Annotated in this window: 16 protein-coding genes and 1 riboswitch; of the genes, 15 read left to right on the top strand and 1 reads right to left on the bottom strand. The window is 74.3% G+C overall.

Annotated elements, in window-relative coordinates; genetic code table 11:
• The first annotated feature begins 26 nt into the window (after positions 1–26).
• The 12 genes from otsB to G6553_RS11555 all read left to right on the top strand — a co-directional run bounded on the left by otsB (position 27) and on the right by G6553_RS11555 (position 10221).
• Positions 27–866, top strand: coding sequence for a trehalose-phosphatase (gene otsB / locus G6553_RS11610; RefSeq protein ID WP_166192648.1), 840 nt, complete (start codon positions 27–29; stop codon positions 864–866).
• Positions 867–1073: 207 nt separating this feature from the next.
• Positions 1074–1218: riboswitch (SAM riboswitch) on the top strand.
• Positions 1219–1229: 11 nt separating this feature from the next.
• Positions 1230–2510, top strand: a complete 1281-nt coding sequence (gene thrC, locus G6553_RS11605; RefSeq protein WP_166192628.1) for a threonine synthase — start codon at positions 1230–1232, stop codon at positions 2508–2510.
• 28 nt (positions 2511–2538) lie between these two features.
• A complete protein-coding gene (locus G6553_RS11600; RefSeq protein ID WP_166192625.1) occupies positions 2539–2817 on the top strand; it encodes a MoaD/ThiS family protein in 279 nt (92 codons plus the stop codon).
• Positions 2818–2905: 88 nt separating this feature from the next.
• Positions 2906–3727 (top strand): TylF/MycF family methyltransferase, encoded by an 822-nt coding sequence (locus tag G6553_RS11595; protein WP_347565665.1) that lies wholly within the window; start codon positions 2906–2908, stop codon positions 3725–3727.
• On the top strand, positions 3724–4044 hold the full coding sequence (locus G6553_RS11590) for a hypothetical protein (protein WP_166192622.1): 321 nt from the start codon (positions 3724–3726) through the stop codon (positions 4042–4044). Before G6553_RS11595 ends, G6553_RS11590 begins: the two co-directional genes overlap by 4 nt.
• Positions 4041–4940: a hypothetical protein gene (locus G6553_RS11585; RefSeq protein ID WP_166192619.1), complete on the top strand. Its 900-nt coding sequence runs from the start codon at positions 4041–4043 to the stop codon at positions 4938–4940. Before G6553_RS11590 ends, G6553_RS11585 begins: the two co-directional genes overlap by 4 nt.
• Positions 4941–5135: 195 nt before the next feature.
• The gene (gene groL / locus G6553_RS11580) at positions 5136–6767 is read left to right on the top strand and encodes a chaperonin GroEL (RefSeq protein ID WP_166192616.1); all 1632 of its coding nucleotides are present in this window, start codon (positions 5136–5138) and stop codon (positions 6765–6767) included.
• A 257-nt stretch (positions 6768–7024) separates the two neighbouring features.
• Entirely contained in the window at positions 7025–7417 is a 393-nt protein-coding gene (locus G6553_RS11575; RefSeq protein ID WP_166192613.1) for a RidA family protein, read from the top strand.
• A 116-nt stretch (positions 7418–7533) separates the two neighbouring features.
• On the top strand, positions 7534–8082 hold the full coding sequence (locus G6553_RS11570) for a sigma-70 family RNA polymerase sigma factor (protein WP_347565664.1): 549 nt from the start codon (positions 7534–7536) through the stop codon (positions 8080–8082).
• Complete coding sequence (locus G6553_RS11565) at positions 8079–8726, top strand: hypothetical protein (RefSeq protein ID WP_166192610.1); 648 nt, start codon at positions 8079–8081, stop codon at positions 8724–8726. Before G6553_RS11570 ends, G6553_RS11565 begins: the two co-directional genes overlap by 4 nt.
• Complete coding sequence (locus tag G6553_RS11560; RefSeq protein ID WP_347565663.1) at positions 8727–9275, top strand: nucleotidyltransferase family protein; 549 nt, start codon at positions 8727–8729, stop codon at positions 9273–9275.
• A 7-nt stretch (positions 9276–9282) separates the two neighbouring features.
• Positions 9283–10221, top strand: a complete 939-nt coding sequence (locus G6553_RS11555; protein WP_166192607.1) for an aminoglycoside phosphotransferase family protein — start codon at positions 9283–9285, stop codon at positions 10219–10221.
• Here G6553_RS11555 and G6553_RS11550 read toward each other — a convergent pair.
• Positions 10157–10516 (bottom strand): DUF3253 domain-containing protein, encoded by a 360-nt coding sequence (locus tag G6553_RS11550; protein WP_166192604.1) that lies wholly within the window; start codon positions 10514–10516, stop codon positions 10157–10159. The two genes, G6553_RS11555 and G6553_RS11550, sit on opposite strands and share 65 nt — an antisense overlap.
• Before the next feature lie 51 nt (positions 10517–10567).
• Between G6553_RS11550 and G6553_RS11545 the strand changes: the two genes are divergently transcribed.
• Genes G6553_RS11545 through G6553_RS11535 form a run of 3 tightly spaced genes read left to right on the top strand, consistent with a single transcriptional unit; the run spans position 10568 to position 13696 of the window.
• The gene (locus G6553_RS11545) at positions 10568–11461 is read left to right on the top strand and encodes a MoxR family ATPase (protein ID WP_166192601.1); all 894 of its coding nucleotides are present in this window, start codon (positions 10568–10570) and stop codon (positions 11459–11461) included.
• Positions 11458–12585: a VWA domain-containing protein gene (locus G6553_RS11540; RefSeq protein WP_347565662.1), complete on the top strand. Its 1128-nt coding sequence runs from the start codon at positions 11458–11460 to the stop codon at positions 12583–12585. Before G6553_RS11545 ends, G6553_RS11540 begins: the two co-directional genes overlap by 4 nt.
• Positions 12578–13696: an XdhC/CoxI family protein gene (locus G6553_RS11535; RefSeq protein ID WP_166192598.1), complete on the top strand. Its 1119-nt coding sequence runs from the start codon at positions 12578–12580 to the stop codon at positions 13694–13696. The genes G6553_RS11540 and G6553_RS11535 overlap by 8 nt, the downstream gene beginning before the upstream one ends.
• The last annotated feature ends 10 nt before the right edge of the window (positions 13697–13706 follow it).

Below are 13706 nucleotides of genomic sequence, written 5' to 3'. Positions count from 1 at the left end.
GCCACTGGTCTGGGAACCTGACGGGCATGGAGTTCACCTCCGCCGAGGGAGAGCAGAAGTACGCCGCGCTGGTGCGCGCCGCCGATCGGGCCGTCATCGGCCTCGACTTCGACGGGACGCTCTCGCCGATCGTCGACGACCCGACCCAGGCGAACATCCACCCCGAGGCCGGCGACGTGCTCGTCGACCTCGCCCAGGTCGTCGCTGCCATCGCGGTCGTCACCGGCCGGCCGGCCCGGCAGGCGCTCGACCTCGGCGGGCTCGAGGAGGTCGGCAACGCGATCGGCGACGCCGGCAAGGAGCTCTACCTGTTCGGGCAGTACGGCAACGAGCGCTGGTCCTCCACCCGCCGCCGGATCGTCTCCCCGCGCCCGCCGCACGGCCTGGCGACGTTCCTCCGCGACCTCCCGCGCGCGCTGCGCCAGGCCGACGCCGCCGACGCCTGGGTCGAGGACAAGGGCCTCGCCCACGCCGTCCACACCCGCCGGCTGCCGGATCCCGCCGGCGCCTTCGAGCGGCTGCTGCCCGTGCTGCGCGACCTCGCCAGCCGCAACGGCCTGGTGCTCGAGCCGGGCCGCAACGTCATCGAGGTGCGCGCACCCGGGATGGACAAGGGCAAGGCCGTCGACGCGCTCGCCGCCGAGGTCGGCGCGGGTGCCTTCCTCTTCGCCGGCGACGACCTCGGCGACCTCGAGGCCTTCGACGCCGTCAGCGCCCTGGGCAAGGACGGCCTGCCCACCCTGCTCGTCTGCTCCGCCTCCGACGAGGTCAGCGCCCTCGTCGACCGCGCCGACGTCGTCGTCCACGGCCCGGAGGGCGTCCTCGACCTCCTCCGCCGCCTCGCCGCCGACGCCCGCGCCCGGTAGTCCTGGCCCCGGAGCGGGTGCGGGGGCCCGGAAGGGGTCGCGTACCACCTCTTGGTGGGACGCACCCCCTTCTGGGCCGATGCGTTGCCCCAGGAGGGGGTGCGTCCCACCTGAAGGTGGTACGCGCACCCCCCGCCCGTGGGCGACCACGTCCACATCGCGGGACCCGGTTTCACGTACTGGGACGAGGGACGTACTGTTCGGGGCAGCTCATCCAGAGGGACAGAGGGAACGGCCCTGTGAAGTCCCGGCAACCGCCAACGCGCCTCCGCCCCCGGTAGATCCGGGACGGTCGTCGGTAACGGTGCCAATTCCGCCCGGCACGACCGTCGTGACCCGGGGAAGATGAGAAGGAGGTCGGTCATGAGCGCTGCCGTTGTCGAGTCCCAGGATGCCCAGGGGACGGGGGTCCGCGAGGGAGCCTTCGGGAACGCCCGGGCCCTCTCCTGCCGCGAGTGCGGCCACGAGGTCGAGCTCGGCCCGCACTACGCCTGCAGCGAGTGCTTCGGGCCGCTGGAGATCGCCTACGACTTCCCGCAGGTCACCCGCGAGGAGATCGAGGCCGGCCCCCGCAACATCTGGCGCTACAAGGCGCTGCTGCCGGTGCCGGCCGACATCGAGACCAGCCCCAACACCGAGCCCGGCTTCACCCGGCTGCTGGAGGCCAAGAACCTCGCGAACGAGCTCGGGCTGACCAGGCTCTGGGTCAAGGACGACTCCACCAACCCGACGAACTCCTTCAAGGACCGGGTCGTGGCGTGCGCGCTGAGCGCGGCCCGCGAGCTGGGCAGCAAGGTGTTCGCGTGTCCGAGCACCGGCAACCTCGCCAACGCGGTCGCCGCCGCCGGCGCCCGGGCCGGCATGAAGACCGTCGTCTTCATCCCGAGCAACCTCGAGCAGCCCAAGCAGGTCAACTCCGCCGTCTTCACCGAGTCGCTGGTCGCCGTCGAGGGCAACTACGACGACGTCAACAAGCTGGCCTCCGAGATCGCGGGCGAGGAGGACGGCTGGGCGTTCGTCAACGTCAACGTCCGCCCCTACTACGCCGAGGGCTCCAAGACGCTCGGCTACGAGATCGCCGAGCAGCTCGGCTGGCGGCTGCCGGACCAGGTCGTGATCCCCGTGGCCAGCGGCTCCCAGCTGACCAAGGTGCACAAGGCGTTCCAGGAGCTGATCACCCTCGGCCTGGTCGAGGACAAGCCCTACAAGGTGTACGGCGCCCAGGCCGCCGGCTGCTCCCCGGTCTCGGTCGCCTACAAGGCCGGCGTCGACGCCATCCGCCCGGTCAAGCCGGACACCATCGCCAAGAGCCTGGCCATCGGCAACCCCGCCGACGGCATCTACGTGCTCGACGTCTGCCGGCAGACCGGCGGGGCGGTCGAGGACGTCACCGACGACGAGGTCCGCGAGGCGATCGTGCTGCTGGCCCGCACCGAGGGGATCTTCACCGAGACCGCCGGCGGCACCACGGTCGGCGTGCTGAAGAAGCTCGTGGAGTCCGGCCAGCTCGACCCGGAGCTCGAGACCGTCGTCATCAACACCGGCCACGGCCTCAAGACCCTCGACGCGGTCGCCGGCTCGGTCGGCCCGGTCGCGACCATCGCGCCGTCGTACGCCGCCTTCGCCGCCACCGGCCTGGCCTGACCGACCCCACGACACCAGGAGCACCCCCATGAGCGTCTCCGTCCGGATCCCGACGATCCTGCGCACCTACACCGACGGCGCGTCCGAGGTGACCGCCACCGGCGCCACCCTCAGCGAGGTCCTCGACGACCTCGACACCCACTACGCCGGCATCAAGGGGCGCATCCTCGACGACAACGGCGCGCTGCGCCGGTTCGTCAACGTCTACGTCGGCAACGACGACGTCCGCTTCCTCGACGACCTCGCGACGCCCACGCCCGACGGCAGCCAGGTCTCGGTCATCCCGGCCGTGGCGGGGGGCTGCTGACCGCTCCGGACCACCCCGACGGCGTCCCCGACGAGCTGGGCCGCAGGTCGGCGCGGCCCGGACCGGTCCGTCCCCTAAGGTCGGCGCCGTGACGAATTCCGCGGCCGACCTGTACCTCGACCTGATGGCGAAGATGCTCACGCGCTACGGGTTCGAGGGACGCAACGTGACGGTCAAGCTGCCGTCGCGCTCCTACGAGTCCTACCTGTGGGACCTCGTGCGGCGCGCGATGAAGGGCCGGGACGTGCGGATGGTCGAGGCGGGGGAGTTCGACGCCGGCCGCCGCGAGGAGGGCCGGGACTGGCCGGCCGACGCCGAGACGATGATCGGGATGAAGCGGCTCGCCAACGTCCGCGCCTGCGTCGAGAGCGTCGTCGCCGACGGCGTGCCGGGTGACCTCATCGAGACCGGCGCCTGGCGCGGCGGGTCGTGCATCTACATGCGCGCGGTGCTCAAGGCCCACGGCGACACCTCGCGCACGGTGTGGGTGGCGGACTCCTTCGAGGGCCTGCCCGCGCCGGACGGCCGCTTCGAGGCCGACGCCGGCGACCAGCACCACACACGCGACGAGCTGGCGATCTCGGTGGAGCAGGTGCAGGACAACTTCCGCCGCTACGACCTGCTCGACGGCCAGGTGAGGTTCCTCAAGGGCTGGTTCAGCGACACGCTGCCGACCGCCCCGATCGAGCGGCTGGCGGTGCTGCGGCTCGACGGCGACATGTACTCCTCGACCATGGACGCCCTCGACGCGCTCTACGACAAGGTCTCCCCGGGCGGCTACGTCATCGTCGACGACTACGGCGCCGTGCCGGCCTGCGCGCAGGCCATCCACGACTTCCGCGACGCCCACGGCATCACCGACCCGATCGAGACCATCGACTGGGCCGGCGTCTACTGGAGGAAGTCGTGACCGAGCAGCAGGACCGGCCCGCGGGCGACCCGGGCATCAAGCGGCTCGAGGCCGAGCTGCGGGCCGCCCGCAAGCACGGCGCCCGCGCCGCCAAGCAGATGCACGCCGCGGTCGCGGCCGACCTCGAGGCAGCCGTGCGCCGCGCCCGCCGGGCCGAACGGCGGGCGGCGGACGCCGAGGCACGGGCGACCCGCGCCGAGCGCCGCGCGCGACGACTCGAGCGCGAGCTGGCCGAGGTGCGCTCGAGCGCCACGTGGCGGGCCGGCCGTGCGGTCGTCGCGCTGCCGGCGCGGGTCAAGCGGTTGACCGGCCGGTGACGCGCGTCCTCCTGGCGACGTTCTCCCTCCTGCCGGACGGCGAGCCCGGCGGCGACCTGCTCGTGGCGGCGCTGGCCGAGCGGGGCGTCGAGGCGCGGTGGGTGGTCTGGGACGACCCGGACGTGGACTGGGCCGCCGCGGACCTCGTCGTGCTGCGGTCGACCTGGGACTACCAGCGGCGGTACGCCGAGTTCTCGGCCTGGACGCGCCGGGTCGAGGGCGTGACGCGGCTGCTGCACGGCTCCGACGTCGTCGCCTGGAACGCCGGCAAGGCCTACCTGCTCGAGCTAGCCGCTGACCACGACGGCGTGCCGGTCGTGCCGACGGCGCTGCTCGATGACCGCCGGCTGGTGCCCGGGCTGGCCGCCGCGCTCGACCGGTGGGGGACCGTCGTGGTCAAGCCGCGGATCGGTGCGGGCGGGGTCGGCGTGGTCGTGGCGTCGTCGACCGACGACCCCCGGCTCGAGGGGCTCGTGGCCGGCCCGTGGGTGGTGCAGCCGCTCGTGGCGTCGGTGCGCACCGTGGGCGAGTCGTCGATGTGGGTGCTGGCTGGCGAGGTCGTCGGCCAGGTCGACAAGCGGCCGGCGGGCGGCGAGGTCCGCGTGCACGAGCTGTACGGCGGCTCGTCGGCCGCCGTGCCCGTCGACCCGACCCGCGCGGAGGTCGCCCGGGCGGCCGTGGTCGCGGCCGCCCGCCGGCTGGGCGCGCCGCCGGCGTACGCCCGGGTGGACCTGGTGCTGCTCGAGGGCCAGGAGGGGCTCGGCGGGGGCTGGGCGGTCAGCGAGCTGGAGCTCATCGAGCCCGGCCTCTACCTCGACCTGGCGCCCGGGCTGGCCGCGCCGTTCGCGGACCTCGTCGTCTCGGTGCTGGTCGTCCCGGGGCTGGGCGAGGCCTGACCCTTCTTGCACTCGCCAGGGGCGAGTGCTAAACATGGGGTTGGCACTCTCGCCACGAGAGTGACAAACCGGATCGGTGCCAGCTGAGGTCCGTTCGCGCCGGCGAGAAAGGGTTCGCCGGGTCCGCAGGACCGTCCGTCGCGGGCAGCCCATCGAGCCGGATCCGCAACTTCCAGCGTGAGGAACCGCAGGAACATGCCCAAGCTGATTGCATTCAACGAGGAGGCCCGGCGCGGCCTCGAGCGTGGCATGAACACGCTCGCCGACGCCGTCAAGGTCACGCTCGGCCCCAAGGGTCGCAATGTCGTCCTCGAGAAGAAGTGGGGCGCGCCCACGATCACCAACGACGGCGTGTCCATCGCCAAGGAGATCGAGCTCGAGGACCCCTACGAGAAGATCGGCGCCGAGCTGGTCAAGGAGGTCGCGAAGAAGACCGACGACGTCGCCGGTGACGGCACGACGACGGCGACCGTCCTGGCCCAGGCGATGGTCCGCGAGGGTCTGCGCAACGTCGCGGCCGGCGCGAACCCGATGGGTCTCAAGCGCGGCATCGAGGCGGCCGTCGAGGCCGTGTCCGAGCAGCTCCACAGCATGGCCAAGGAGGTCGAGACCCGCGAGCAGATCGCGGCCACGGCCACCATCTCCGCCGGTGGCGACACCACCGTCGGCGACGCCATCGCCGAGGCGATGGACAAGGTCGGCAAGGAGGGCGTGATCACGGTCGAGGAGTCGAACACCTTCGGCATCGACCTCGAGCTCACCGAGGGCATGCGCTTCGACAAGGGCTACATCTCGGCCTACTTCGTGACCGACCCCGAGCGGATGGAGACGGTCCTCGAGGACCCCTACATCCTCATCGCGAACCAGAAGATCTCGAACGTCAAGGACCTGCTGCCGATCCTCGAGAAGGTCATGCAGTCGGGCAAGCCGCTCGTCATCCTCGCCGAGGACGTCGACGGCGAGGCGCTGTCGACCCTGGTCGTCAACAAGATCCGCGGCACCTTCAAGTCCGTCGCCGTCAAGGCCCCGGGCTTCGGCGACCGCCGCAAGGCCATGCTCCAGGACATCGCGATCCTGACCGGTGGCCAGGTCATCTCCGAGGAGGTCGGCCTCAAGCTCGAGACCACCGGCATCGAGCTGCTCGGCCAGGCCCGCAAGGTCGTCATCACCAAGGACGAGACCACCATCGTCGAGGGCTCCGGCGACGCCGACCAGATCGCCGGTCGCGTCAACCAGATCCGCGCCGAGATCGAGAAGTCCGACTCCGACTACGACCGCGAGAAGCTGCAGGAGCGCCTGGCCAAGCTGGCCGGCGGTGTCGCGGTGATCAAGGTCGGCGCGGCCACCGAGGTCGAGCTCAAGGAGCGCAAGCACCGCATCGAGGACGCCGTCCGCAACGCGAAGGCGGCCGTCGAGGAGGGCATCGTCGCCGGCGGTGGCGTGGCGCTCGTCCAGGCCTCGGCCACGGCGTTCGACAAGCTGGACCTGACCGGTGACGAGGCCACGGGCGTCAACATCGTCCGCGTCGCCACCTCGGCCCCGCTCAAGCAGATCGCCATCAACGCCGGCCTCGAGGGCGGCGTCGTGGCGGAGAAGGTCGCCAACCTGACCCCGGGCCAGGGCCTCAACGCCGCGAACGGCGAGTACGTCGACATGATCGCCGAGGGCATCATCGACCCGGCCAAGGTGACCCGCTCGGCGCTGCAGAACGCGGCGTCCATCGCGGCCCTGTTCCTCACCACCGAGGCCGTCGTCGCCGACAAGCCGGAGAAGGCCGCCCCCATGGGTGGCGACCCGACCGGCGGCATGGGCGGCATGGACTTCTGAGTCCCGCCACCTCGTAGCACCCCGCTCCACCAGCAGGGCCCCCGCTCCGGCGGGGGCCCTGCTGTCGTCGGGGGCGGGGCCGATCTCGCCGGGCCGGCAGCGGTCGATTCATCAAGGTATGCAGGGAAACCCACACTTCCCACGGTCAGCTCATCGAGGGAGGTGACGGTTCGTCTGCATACCTTGATGAACCTGCAGCCGGGTCCCCGCCGCGAATCCGGTGGCGCGGCCCCGGGGCGGGCCGTCAGGCTGGCTCCATGAGCCGCGTCGAGCTGGTCCGGGCACCGTCGTTGAGCGGGAGCGTGCCCTATGCGTACGCCGCGGTCGTGGACGACCTGGTCCTCACCGCGGGCGCGTGCCCGCTCGACGAGGCCGGCGATGTGGTCCACCCCGGCGACGTGGCCGGCCAGGCACGACAGGTGATGGCCAACCTCGTCGTGGCCCTCGAGGCGGCCGGCTGCGGGCTGGCCGACGTCGCGCGGACCACGGTGCACGTCGCCTCGGCGGACCGCGCCGACCTCGTCGCCGCGTGGGAGGTCGTCCGCGCGGCCTTCGGCGACCACGACCCGCCGAGCACCCTCCTCGGCGTGGCCTGCCTCGGCTACCGCGACCAGCTCGTCGAGGTCGAGGCGACCGCCGTCCGCCCCTGACCCAGCCGCCCCTGACCCGCGGGTCGTGTGCCTGGCGACGCGGGTGGGCGCGCCCTCGGGCACACGACCCCCGGGCAGGGCCCGCTGGGGAGAGCGGGCGTGCCAGGGTGGGGGCCGTGGACGGGGCGGAGCGGAGGGCGCGGTTCGAGGCGATGGCACCCGGGCTGGTCGAGCCGCTCCGGCGGTACCTCGCGCGGCGCACCGACCCCGCGACCGCCGACGACGTGCTGTCGGAGACGCTGCTGGTGTGCTGGCGGCGGCTGGACGAGGTTCCGGAGGAGCCGCTGCCGTGGGCGTACGCCGTGGCGCGCCACGCCGTCGCGAACGCCGAGCGCAGCGCCCGCCGGCAGCGCCGGGTCGCGGCCAAGGTGGCCACCCTCGACCCGCCGGCGCGGACGACGACCGACCCGACCGGCGGGCAGGACCCGGCCGGCGACGTACCCCTCGACGAGGCGCTCGCCGCGCTCCGCCCCGACGAGGCCGAGCTGCTGCGCCTGTGGGCCTGGGAGCAGCTGGGCCCGAGCGAGATCGCCACGGTGCTGGACCTGACCCCGAACGCGGTCAGCATCCGCCTCCACCGCGCCCGGCAGAAGCTGCGCGAGGAGCTGCGAAAGATCGAGGCCGCTGCCGGACATGAGGGGTCGAGAGGGAGGAGCAGGTCATGAGCGGACCCGACGAGTCGTTCGACGACCACCCGCGGCTGCGCGACCGCCTGCGTGCGGCCGACCCCGCGGCCTCCCTCGCCCCGGCCGACCCGGACCGGGTGGCCCGACTCCTGGAGGCGACGATGAGCAGCACCGACGACACCACCGGCCCCGACGCCGGCGGCACCACTCGACGTTCCTCGTCCGGCTGGATCGCCGCGGCCGCGACGGTCCTGGTGGGCGGTGGCATCGCGTTCGCGGTCATGACCGCCGGGGGCGACGACGCCGACACCCCGACCGCGGGCGGCACGGACGCCCCCGTCGTCACGACGCTGGCCGCGCCCGCCGCGCAGACCGCCCGCTGCATGGTGCCGAACGCCGAGGCCCTGGCCGGCCAGGAGGTCGCGTTCCTCGGCACGGTCGAGGAGCTCGGCGACGACACGGTGCTGCTGAGCGTGGACGAGCAGTACGCCGGCGCCGAGGCCGACCAGGTGCGCGTCGAGTCGCCGGCCGAGCAGATGGAGCTGCTCGTCGGCGCGGTCGACTTCCGCGATGGCGAGCAGTACCTCGTCTCCGCCACCGGCGGCGCGGTCACCGTCTGCGGGTTCAGCGGTCCGGCGACCGGGGAGCTCCAGTCGCTCTACGCCGAGGCGTTCGGCGGCTGAGTGGACGCCGGGGACCGCGTGCTGCACGGGATCGTCCTCGCCGCGGGCGCGGGCAGCCGGATGGGCACGCCCAAGGCGCTCGTCGACGACTGGCTGGCCCGCGCCGTGCACGTGCTGACGGCGGGTGGCTGCGACCGGGTCACGGTCGTCCTCGGCGCCCGCGCGGACGACGCGCTCGCCCTCCTGCCGCGGGGCACGGCGTACGTCGTGGCACAGGATTGGGCCAGCGGCCAGTCGGCCTCGCTGCGCGCCGGGCTCACGGCGGCCGACCCGGACGCCGACGCGGTCGTCGTGACGCTGGTCGACCTGCCCGACCTCGTGCCGGAGGTCGTCGCTCGCGTCGCCCGGCACGCTGCCCCCGACGCGCTCGCGCGAGCGGCGTACGACGGCGTCCCCGGCCACCCCGTGCTGCTCGGTCGCGACCACTGGGCGGGCGTGCTGGCCGAGACCGGCGGCGACCGCGGGGCGAAGGGCTACCTCGCGGCCCGCGACGTCGTGCTGGTCGAGTGCGGCGACCTCGCCACCGGCGCGGACGTCGACTCGCGGTGACCGGCCGGTGAGTCGAGCGGAGGTCCGCCTCCAGCCGCTGACCCGTGCGCGGGTCGCCTCGCTCGGCGAGGCGGGGGCGGCATGGGTGGCCGGCCTGCCGCGCGTGCTCGACGGGCTGGCCGAGCGGTGGGGGCTGACGTGGAGGCGGCCGCTGCGCGGCGGCAGCGCGTCGTACGTCGTCGGCGCCACGACCCGCGACGGCGAGCCGCGCGTGGTGAAGGTCCCGGTGCCGGACAGCGACCTGGCCGACGAGCCGCGGGCCCTCGTGCCCGCGGCCGGTCGGGGCTACGTGCTCCTCCACGACCACGACCCCACCACCGGGTCGCTGCTGCTCGAGGCGCTCGGCCGCTCGTTGGAGCAGACGCCGGCCAAGCCGGAGCGCAAGCTCGAGGTCCTCGCCGACACGCTCCGCGAGGCGTGGCACGTGCCGCTCGAGGTGGCCCCCGCGCCGGCTCCGGGGGAGGACAAGGCGAGCACGCTCGCCCGCCTCGTCGTCGAGCTCGACGACCGGCTCGGCCGGCCGCTGGCGCCGCGGGTGCGTGCGCACGCCCTCGACTGCGCGGAGCTGCGGGCCGCGGCGCACGACCCGGACCGGTGCGTGGTCGTGCACGGCGACCCGCACCCGGCCAACGTGCTGCGCGTGCGGGAGGAGCGGCCGGGCGCGCCCGCGGGATTCGTGCTCGTCGACCCCGACGGCTTCCGCGCGGACCCGGCGTACGACCTCGGCGTCGCCTTGCGCGAGTGGACCAGCCGGCTGCGCGGCCCCGATGCGCCGCAGGTCCTGGGCGGCTACGCCGACGTGCTCGCCGAGCGCACGGGGATCGACCGCACCGCGATCTGGGAGTGGGGCTTCCTCGAGCGGGTGTCGACCGGGCTCTACGTCAGCTCGTTCGGGGCGGAGAAGGTCGGTCGGACGTTCCTGGAGAGCGCGGAGCGGCTCGTCTGATCCGCACCGGCCCGCGGGCGGTGGGCAGGTCGACGACCTCGCCGCGCTGGGTCACCTCGACCTCCCCGGCCTCGACGAGCCGCTGGGCCGCCTGGCGGGCCGGCTCCATCAGGTCGCGCCAGCCGTCCCCGCTGCCCTGCTCGGCGCCCACAGCCCGGGCCGCGTCGGACGGGCAGATCGTCTTCCCCGCGTCGCGCTGCGCGAGCAGGTCGAGGATCGTCCGCTCGAGACGGGCGCCGACCTCGTCCGCCCGGTCGCCCGCCCCGCCACTACCACCGCCGGCCGGACCGCTCACACGGGGTAGTCAACCAACCGGCCCCCAACGGCCACGTCGTAGCCTCGAGGCATGACCGCCGTCACCTCCGAAGGGCTTCAGCCGGGCGACGTCGCGGAGCGGCTCGCGGCGACCGGCTACCTCATCGACCCCGAGCTGGCGACGGTCACGTTCCTCGCGCTGCGGATGGGGCGGCCCCTGCTGCTCGAGGGCGAGCCCGGCACCGGCAAGACGGCGCTGGCCGAGGCGATCGCGGAGTCGCTCGGCCTGCCGCTGGTGCGCCTTCAGTGCTACGAGGGCATCGACGCGACGCAGGCGCTCTACGACTGGGACTTCCCGCGGCAGGTGCTGCACCTGCGCGCGCTCGAGGCGGCCGGCGGCGGCTCGACCGGTGTCGAGGAGGCCGAGAAGAGCCTGTACGACGAGCGGTTCCTGCTCGCGCGTCCGGTACTGGCGGCGCTCCAGCAGAGCCCGGCGGTGCTGCTCGTCGACGAGGTCGACCGCGCCGACGACGAGTTCGAGGCGTTCCTGCTCGAGGTGCTCTCGACCTACCAGGTGACGATCCCGGAGCTCGGCACCGTGCGCGCCTCGACCCCGCCGATCGTCGTGCTGACCTCCAACCGCACCCGCGAGCTGCACGACGCGCTCAAGCGGCGCTGCCTCTACCACTGGATCGACCACCCGGCGCTCGAGCGCGAGGTGGCGATCGTCCGCTCCCGGGCGCCCGAGGTCGCGGAGTCGCTGGCCCGCCAGGTCGTCGAGGTCGTGCAGCGGCTGCGCGCCGACACCGGCCTGGTCAAGCCGCCGGGCGTCGCGGAGACCCTCGACTGGGCCCGCGCGCTGCACCACCTCGGCACGACCGAGCTCGACCTCGCGACCGCGGCGGCGAGCCTCGGCGCGCTGGTGAAGTACCGCGAGGACGCCGACCGCGTCCGCACCGCCCTCGACCGGATGCTGACGCCGTGACGGCCGTCCTCGAGCCGGAGACCCTGCACGACGCCGACGAGGTCCTCCTCGGCTTCACCCGAGCGCTGCGGGCGGCCGGGGTGGCGGTCACGTCGGACCGGGCGCAGCAGTACCTCGCCGCCGTCGCGCTGCTCGGCCCCTCCGAGGAGGGCACCCGCGCCGCCGGCCGCGCCACGCTGTGCGCCGGGCCTGACGACCTGACCCGCCACGAGCAGGTGTTCGCGGCGTACTTCGACCACCGCACGGGCCTCCCGCGCCCCCGGCCCGCCGCGCCGGCCACGACGTCGTACGCCTCGATGCCGCTGACCGAGGCCACCGGCGCGGCCGACGGTCCCGAGGAGGAGGACGTCGTGCGGGCGATGGCCAGCGACGCCGAGGTGCTGCGCCACCGCGACGTCGCCGGGCTGTCCCCGACCGAGCGGGCCCGGTTGACCGCGCTCTTCGCGACCCTGCGCCCGCGCGCGCCGCACCGCCGCAGCGCCCGCCAGCGCTCGTGGCACCGCGGCGAGGTCGACGCCGCCCGCACGCTCCGGGCCAGCCTGCGCCGGATGGGCGAGCCGGCCGAGGTCGTGCATCGCCGCCGGGCCACGCGCCCGCGGCGGGTGGTGCTGCTGGTGGACGTGTCCGGGTCGATGAGCGGGTACGCCGACGCGCTGCTGCGGCTGGCGCACCGGTTCACCCAGGCGGCGCCCGGCTCGGTCGAGACGTTCACCCTCGGCACCCGGCTCACCCACCTGACCCGGGCGCTGCGGCTGCGCGACCCCGAGCGGGCGATCGTCGCCGCCGGCGAGACCGTCCCGGACTGGTCGGGCGGCACACGGCTGGGGGAGAACCTGCAGACGTTCCTCGACCGCTGGGGCCGCCGCGGCATGGCGCGCGGCGCGGTGGTCGTGGTGTTCAGCGACGGCTGGGAGCGCGGCGACTGCACGCTGCTCGCGCAGCAGGCCGAGCGGCTCGGCCGCGTCGCGCACCGCCTGGTGTGGGTCAACCCGCACCGCGGGAAGGCCGGCTACGAGCCGGTCCAGCAGGGGGTCGTCGCGGTGCTGCCGCACGTCGACGACTTCGTCGCCGGGCACTCGCTGGCGACGTACGCCGAGGTCGTGGAGGTGGTCGCCGGTGCGTGAGGTGCTGCCGGAGCTGATGGCGTGGTGGGAGGCCGGCGAGGAGGTCGGCGTCGGCACGGTCGTGGCGACCTTCCGGTCCGCCCCGCGGCCGCCGGGCGCATCGATGCTGGTCGGGCCGGACGGCACGGCGGTGGGGTCGGTCTCCGGCGGGTGCGTCGAGGGCGCGGTCTACGACCGCGCGCAGTCGGTGGTGGAGTCCGGCGAGCCGGTGCTGGAGCGGTACGGCGTGTCCGACGACGACGCGTTCGCGGTCGGGCTGACCTGCGGCGGGATCCTCGACGTGTACGTCGAGAAGGTCTCGCGCGAGACGTTCCCCGAGCTCGCCGAGGTCCGCGACCACCTCGAGGCCGGCCGGCCGGTGGCGGTGGCGACGGTCATCGACCACCCGGACGCCGCGTGGGTGGGTCGGCGGGTGCTGATCCGGCCCGACGCGGAGGCGAGCGCGTCGCTCGGGTCGGCCCGGGCGGACGACGCGGTCCGCGACGACGCGCTCGGCCTGCTCGCGGCCGGCAACAGCGGCGTGCTGACCTACGGGCCGGACGGGGAGCGGCGCGGCGAGGGCATGCGGGTCTTCGTGTGGGCCTTCGCGCCGAAGCCGCGGATGCTGGTCTTCGGGGCGATCGACTTCGCCGCGGCGGTGGCGCGGGTGGGGGCCTTCCTCGGCTACCACGTCACCGTCTGCGACGCCCGGCCCGTCTTCGCGACGGCGACGCGGTTCCCGGAGGCCGACGAGGTCGTCGTGGACTGGCCGCACCGCTACCTGCGTGCCGAGCAGCAGGCCGGCCGGGTCGACGGGCGGACGGTCGTCACCGTGCTGACCCACGACCCGAAGTTCGACGTGCCGCTGCTCGAGGTGGCGCTGCGGCTGCCCGAGGTGGCCTACGTCGGCGCGATGGGCTCGCGACGCACCCACGACGACCGCCTCGAGCGGCTCCGGGACGCGGGTGTCACCGAGGCCGAGCTCGACCGGCTGCACAGCCCGATCGGCCTCGACCTCGGCGCGCGGACGCCGGAGGAGACCGCGATCAGCATCGCCGCCGAGATCATCGCCGGCCGCTGGGGCGGCTCCGGCGAGCCGCTCGCGCGGACCGAGGGCCGGATCCACCGGTGAGGCGCGTCTG

Origin of the sequence: Nocardioides sp. IC4_145, assembly GCF_011250565.1 — a bacterium.
Lineage (GTDB): Bacteria > Actinomycetota > Actinomycetes > Propionibacteriales > Nocardioidaceae > Nocardioides.
The sequence above is the reverse complement of the archived record's forward strand: the minus strand, read 5'-3'. Positions and strand labels throughout refer to the sequence as shown.

Bases quoted from the DNA above. Each gene is read 5' to 3' on its own strand.
- otsB (WP_166192648.1), top strand. From the start codon at position 27: ATGGAGTTCACCTCCGCCGAGGGAGAGCAGAAGTACGCCGCGCTGGTG.
- thrC (WP_166192628.1), top strand. From the start codon at position 1,230: ATGAGCGCTGCCGTTGTCGAGTCCCAGGATGCCCAGGGGACGGGGGTC.
- G6553_RS11600 (WP_166192625.1), top strand. From the start codon at position 2,539: ATGAGCGTCTCCGTCCGGATCCCGACGATCCTGCGCACCTACACCGAC.
- groL (WP_166192616.1), top strand. From the start codon at position 5,136: ATGCCCAAGCTGATTGCATTCAACGAGGAGGCCCGGCGCGGCCTCGAG.
- G6553_RS11575 (WP_166192613.1), top strand. From the start codon at position 7,025: ATGAGCCGCGTCGAGCTGGTCCGGGCACCGTCGTTGAGCGGGAGCGTG.
- G6553_RS11565 (WP_166192610.1), top strand. From the start codon at position 8,079: ATGAGCGGACCCGACGAGTCGTTCGACGACCACCCGCGGCTGCGCGAC.
- G6553_RS11545 (WP_166192601.1), top strand. From the start codon at position 10,568: ATGACCGCCGTCACCTCCGAAGGGCTTCAGCCGGGCGACGTCGCGGAG.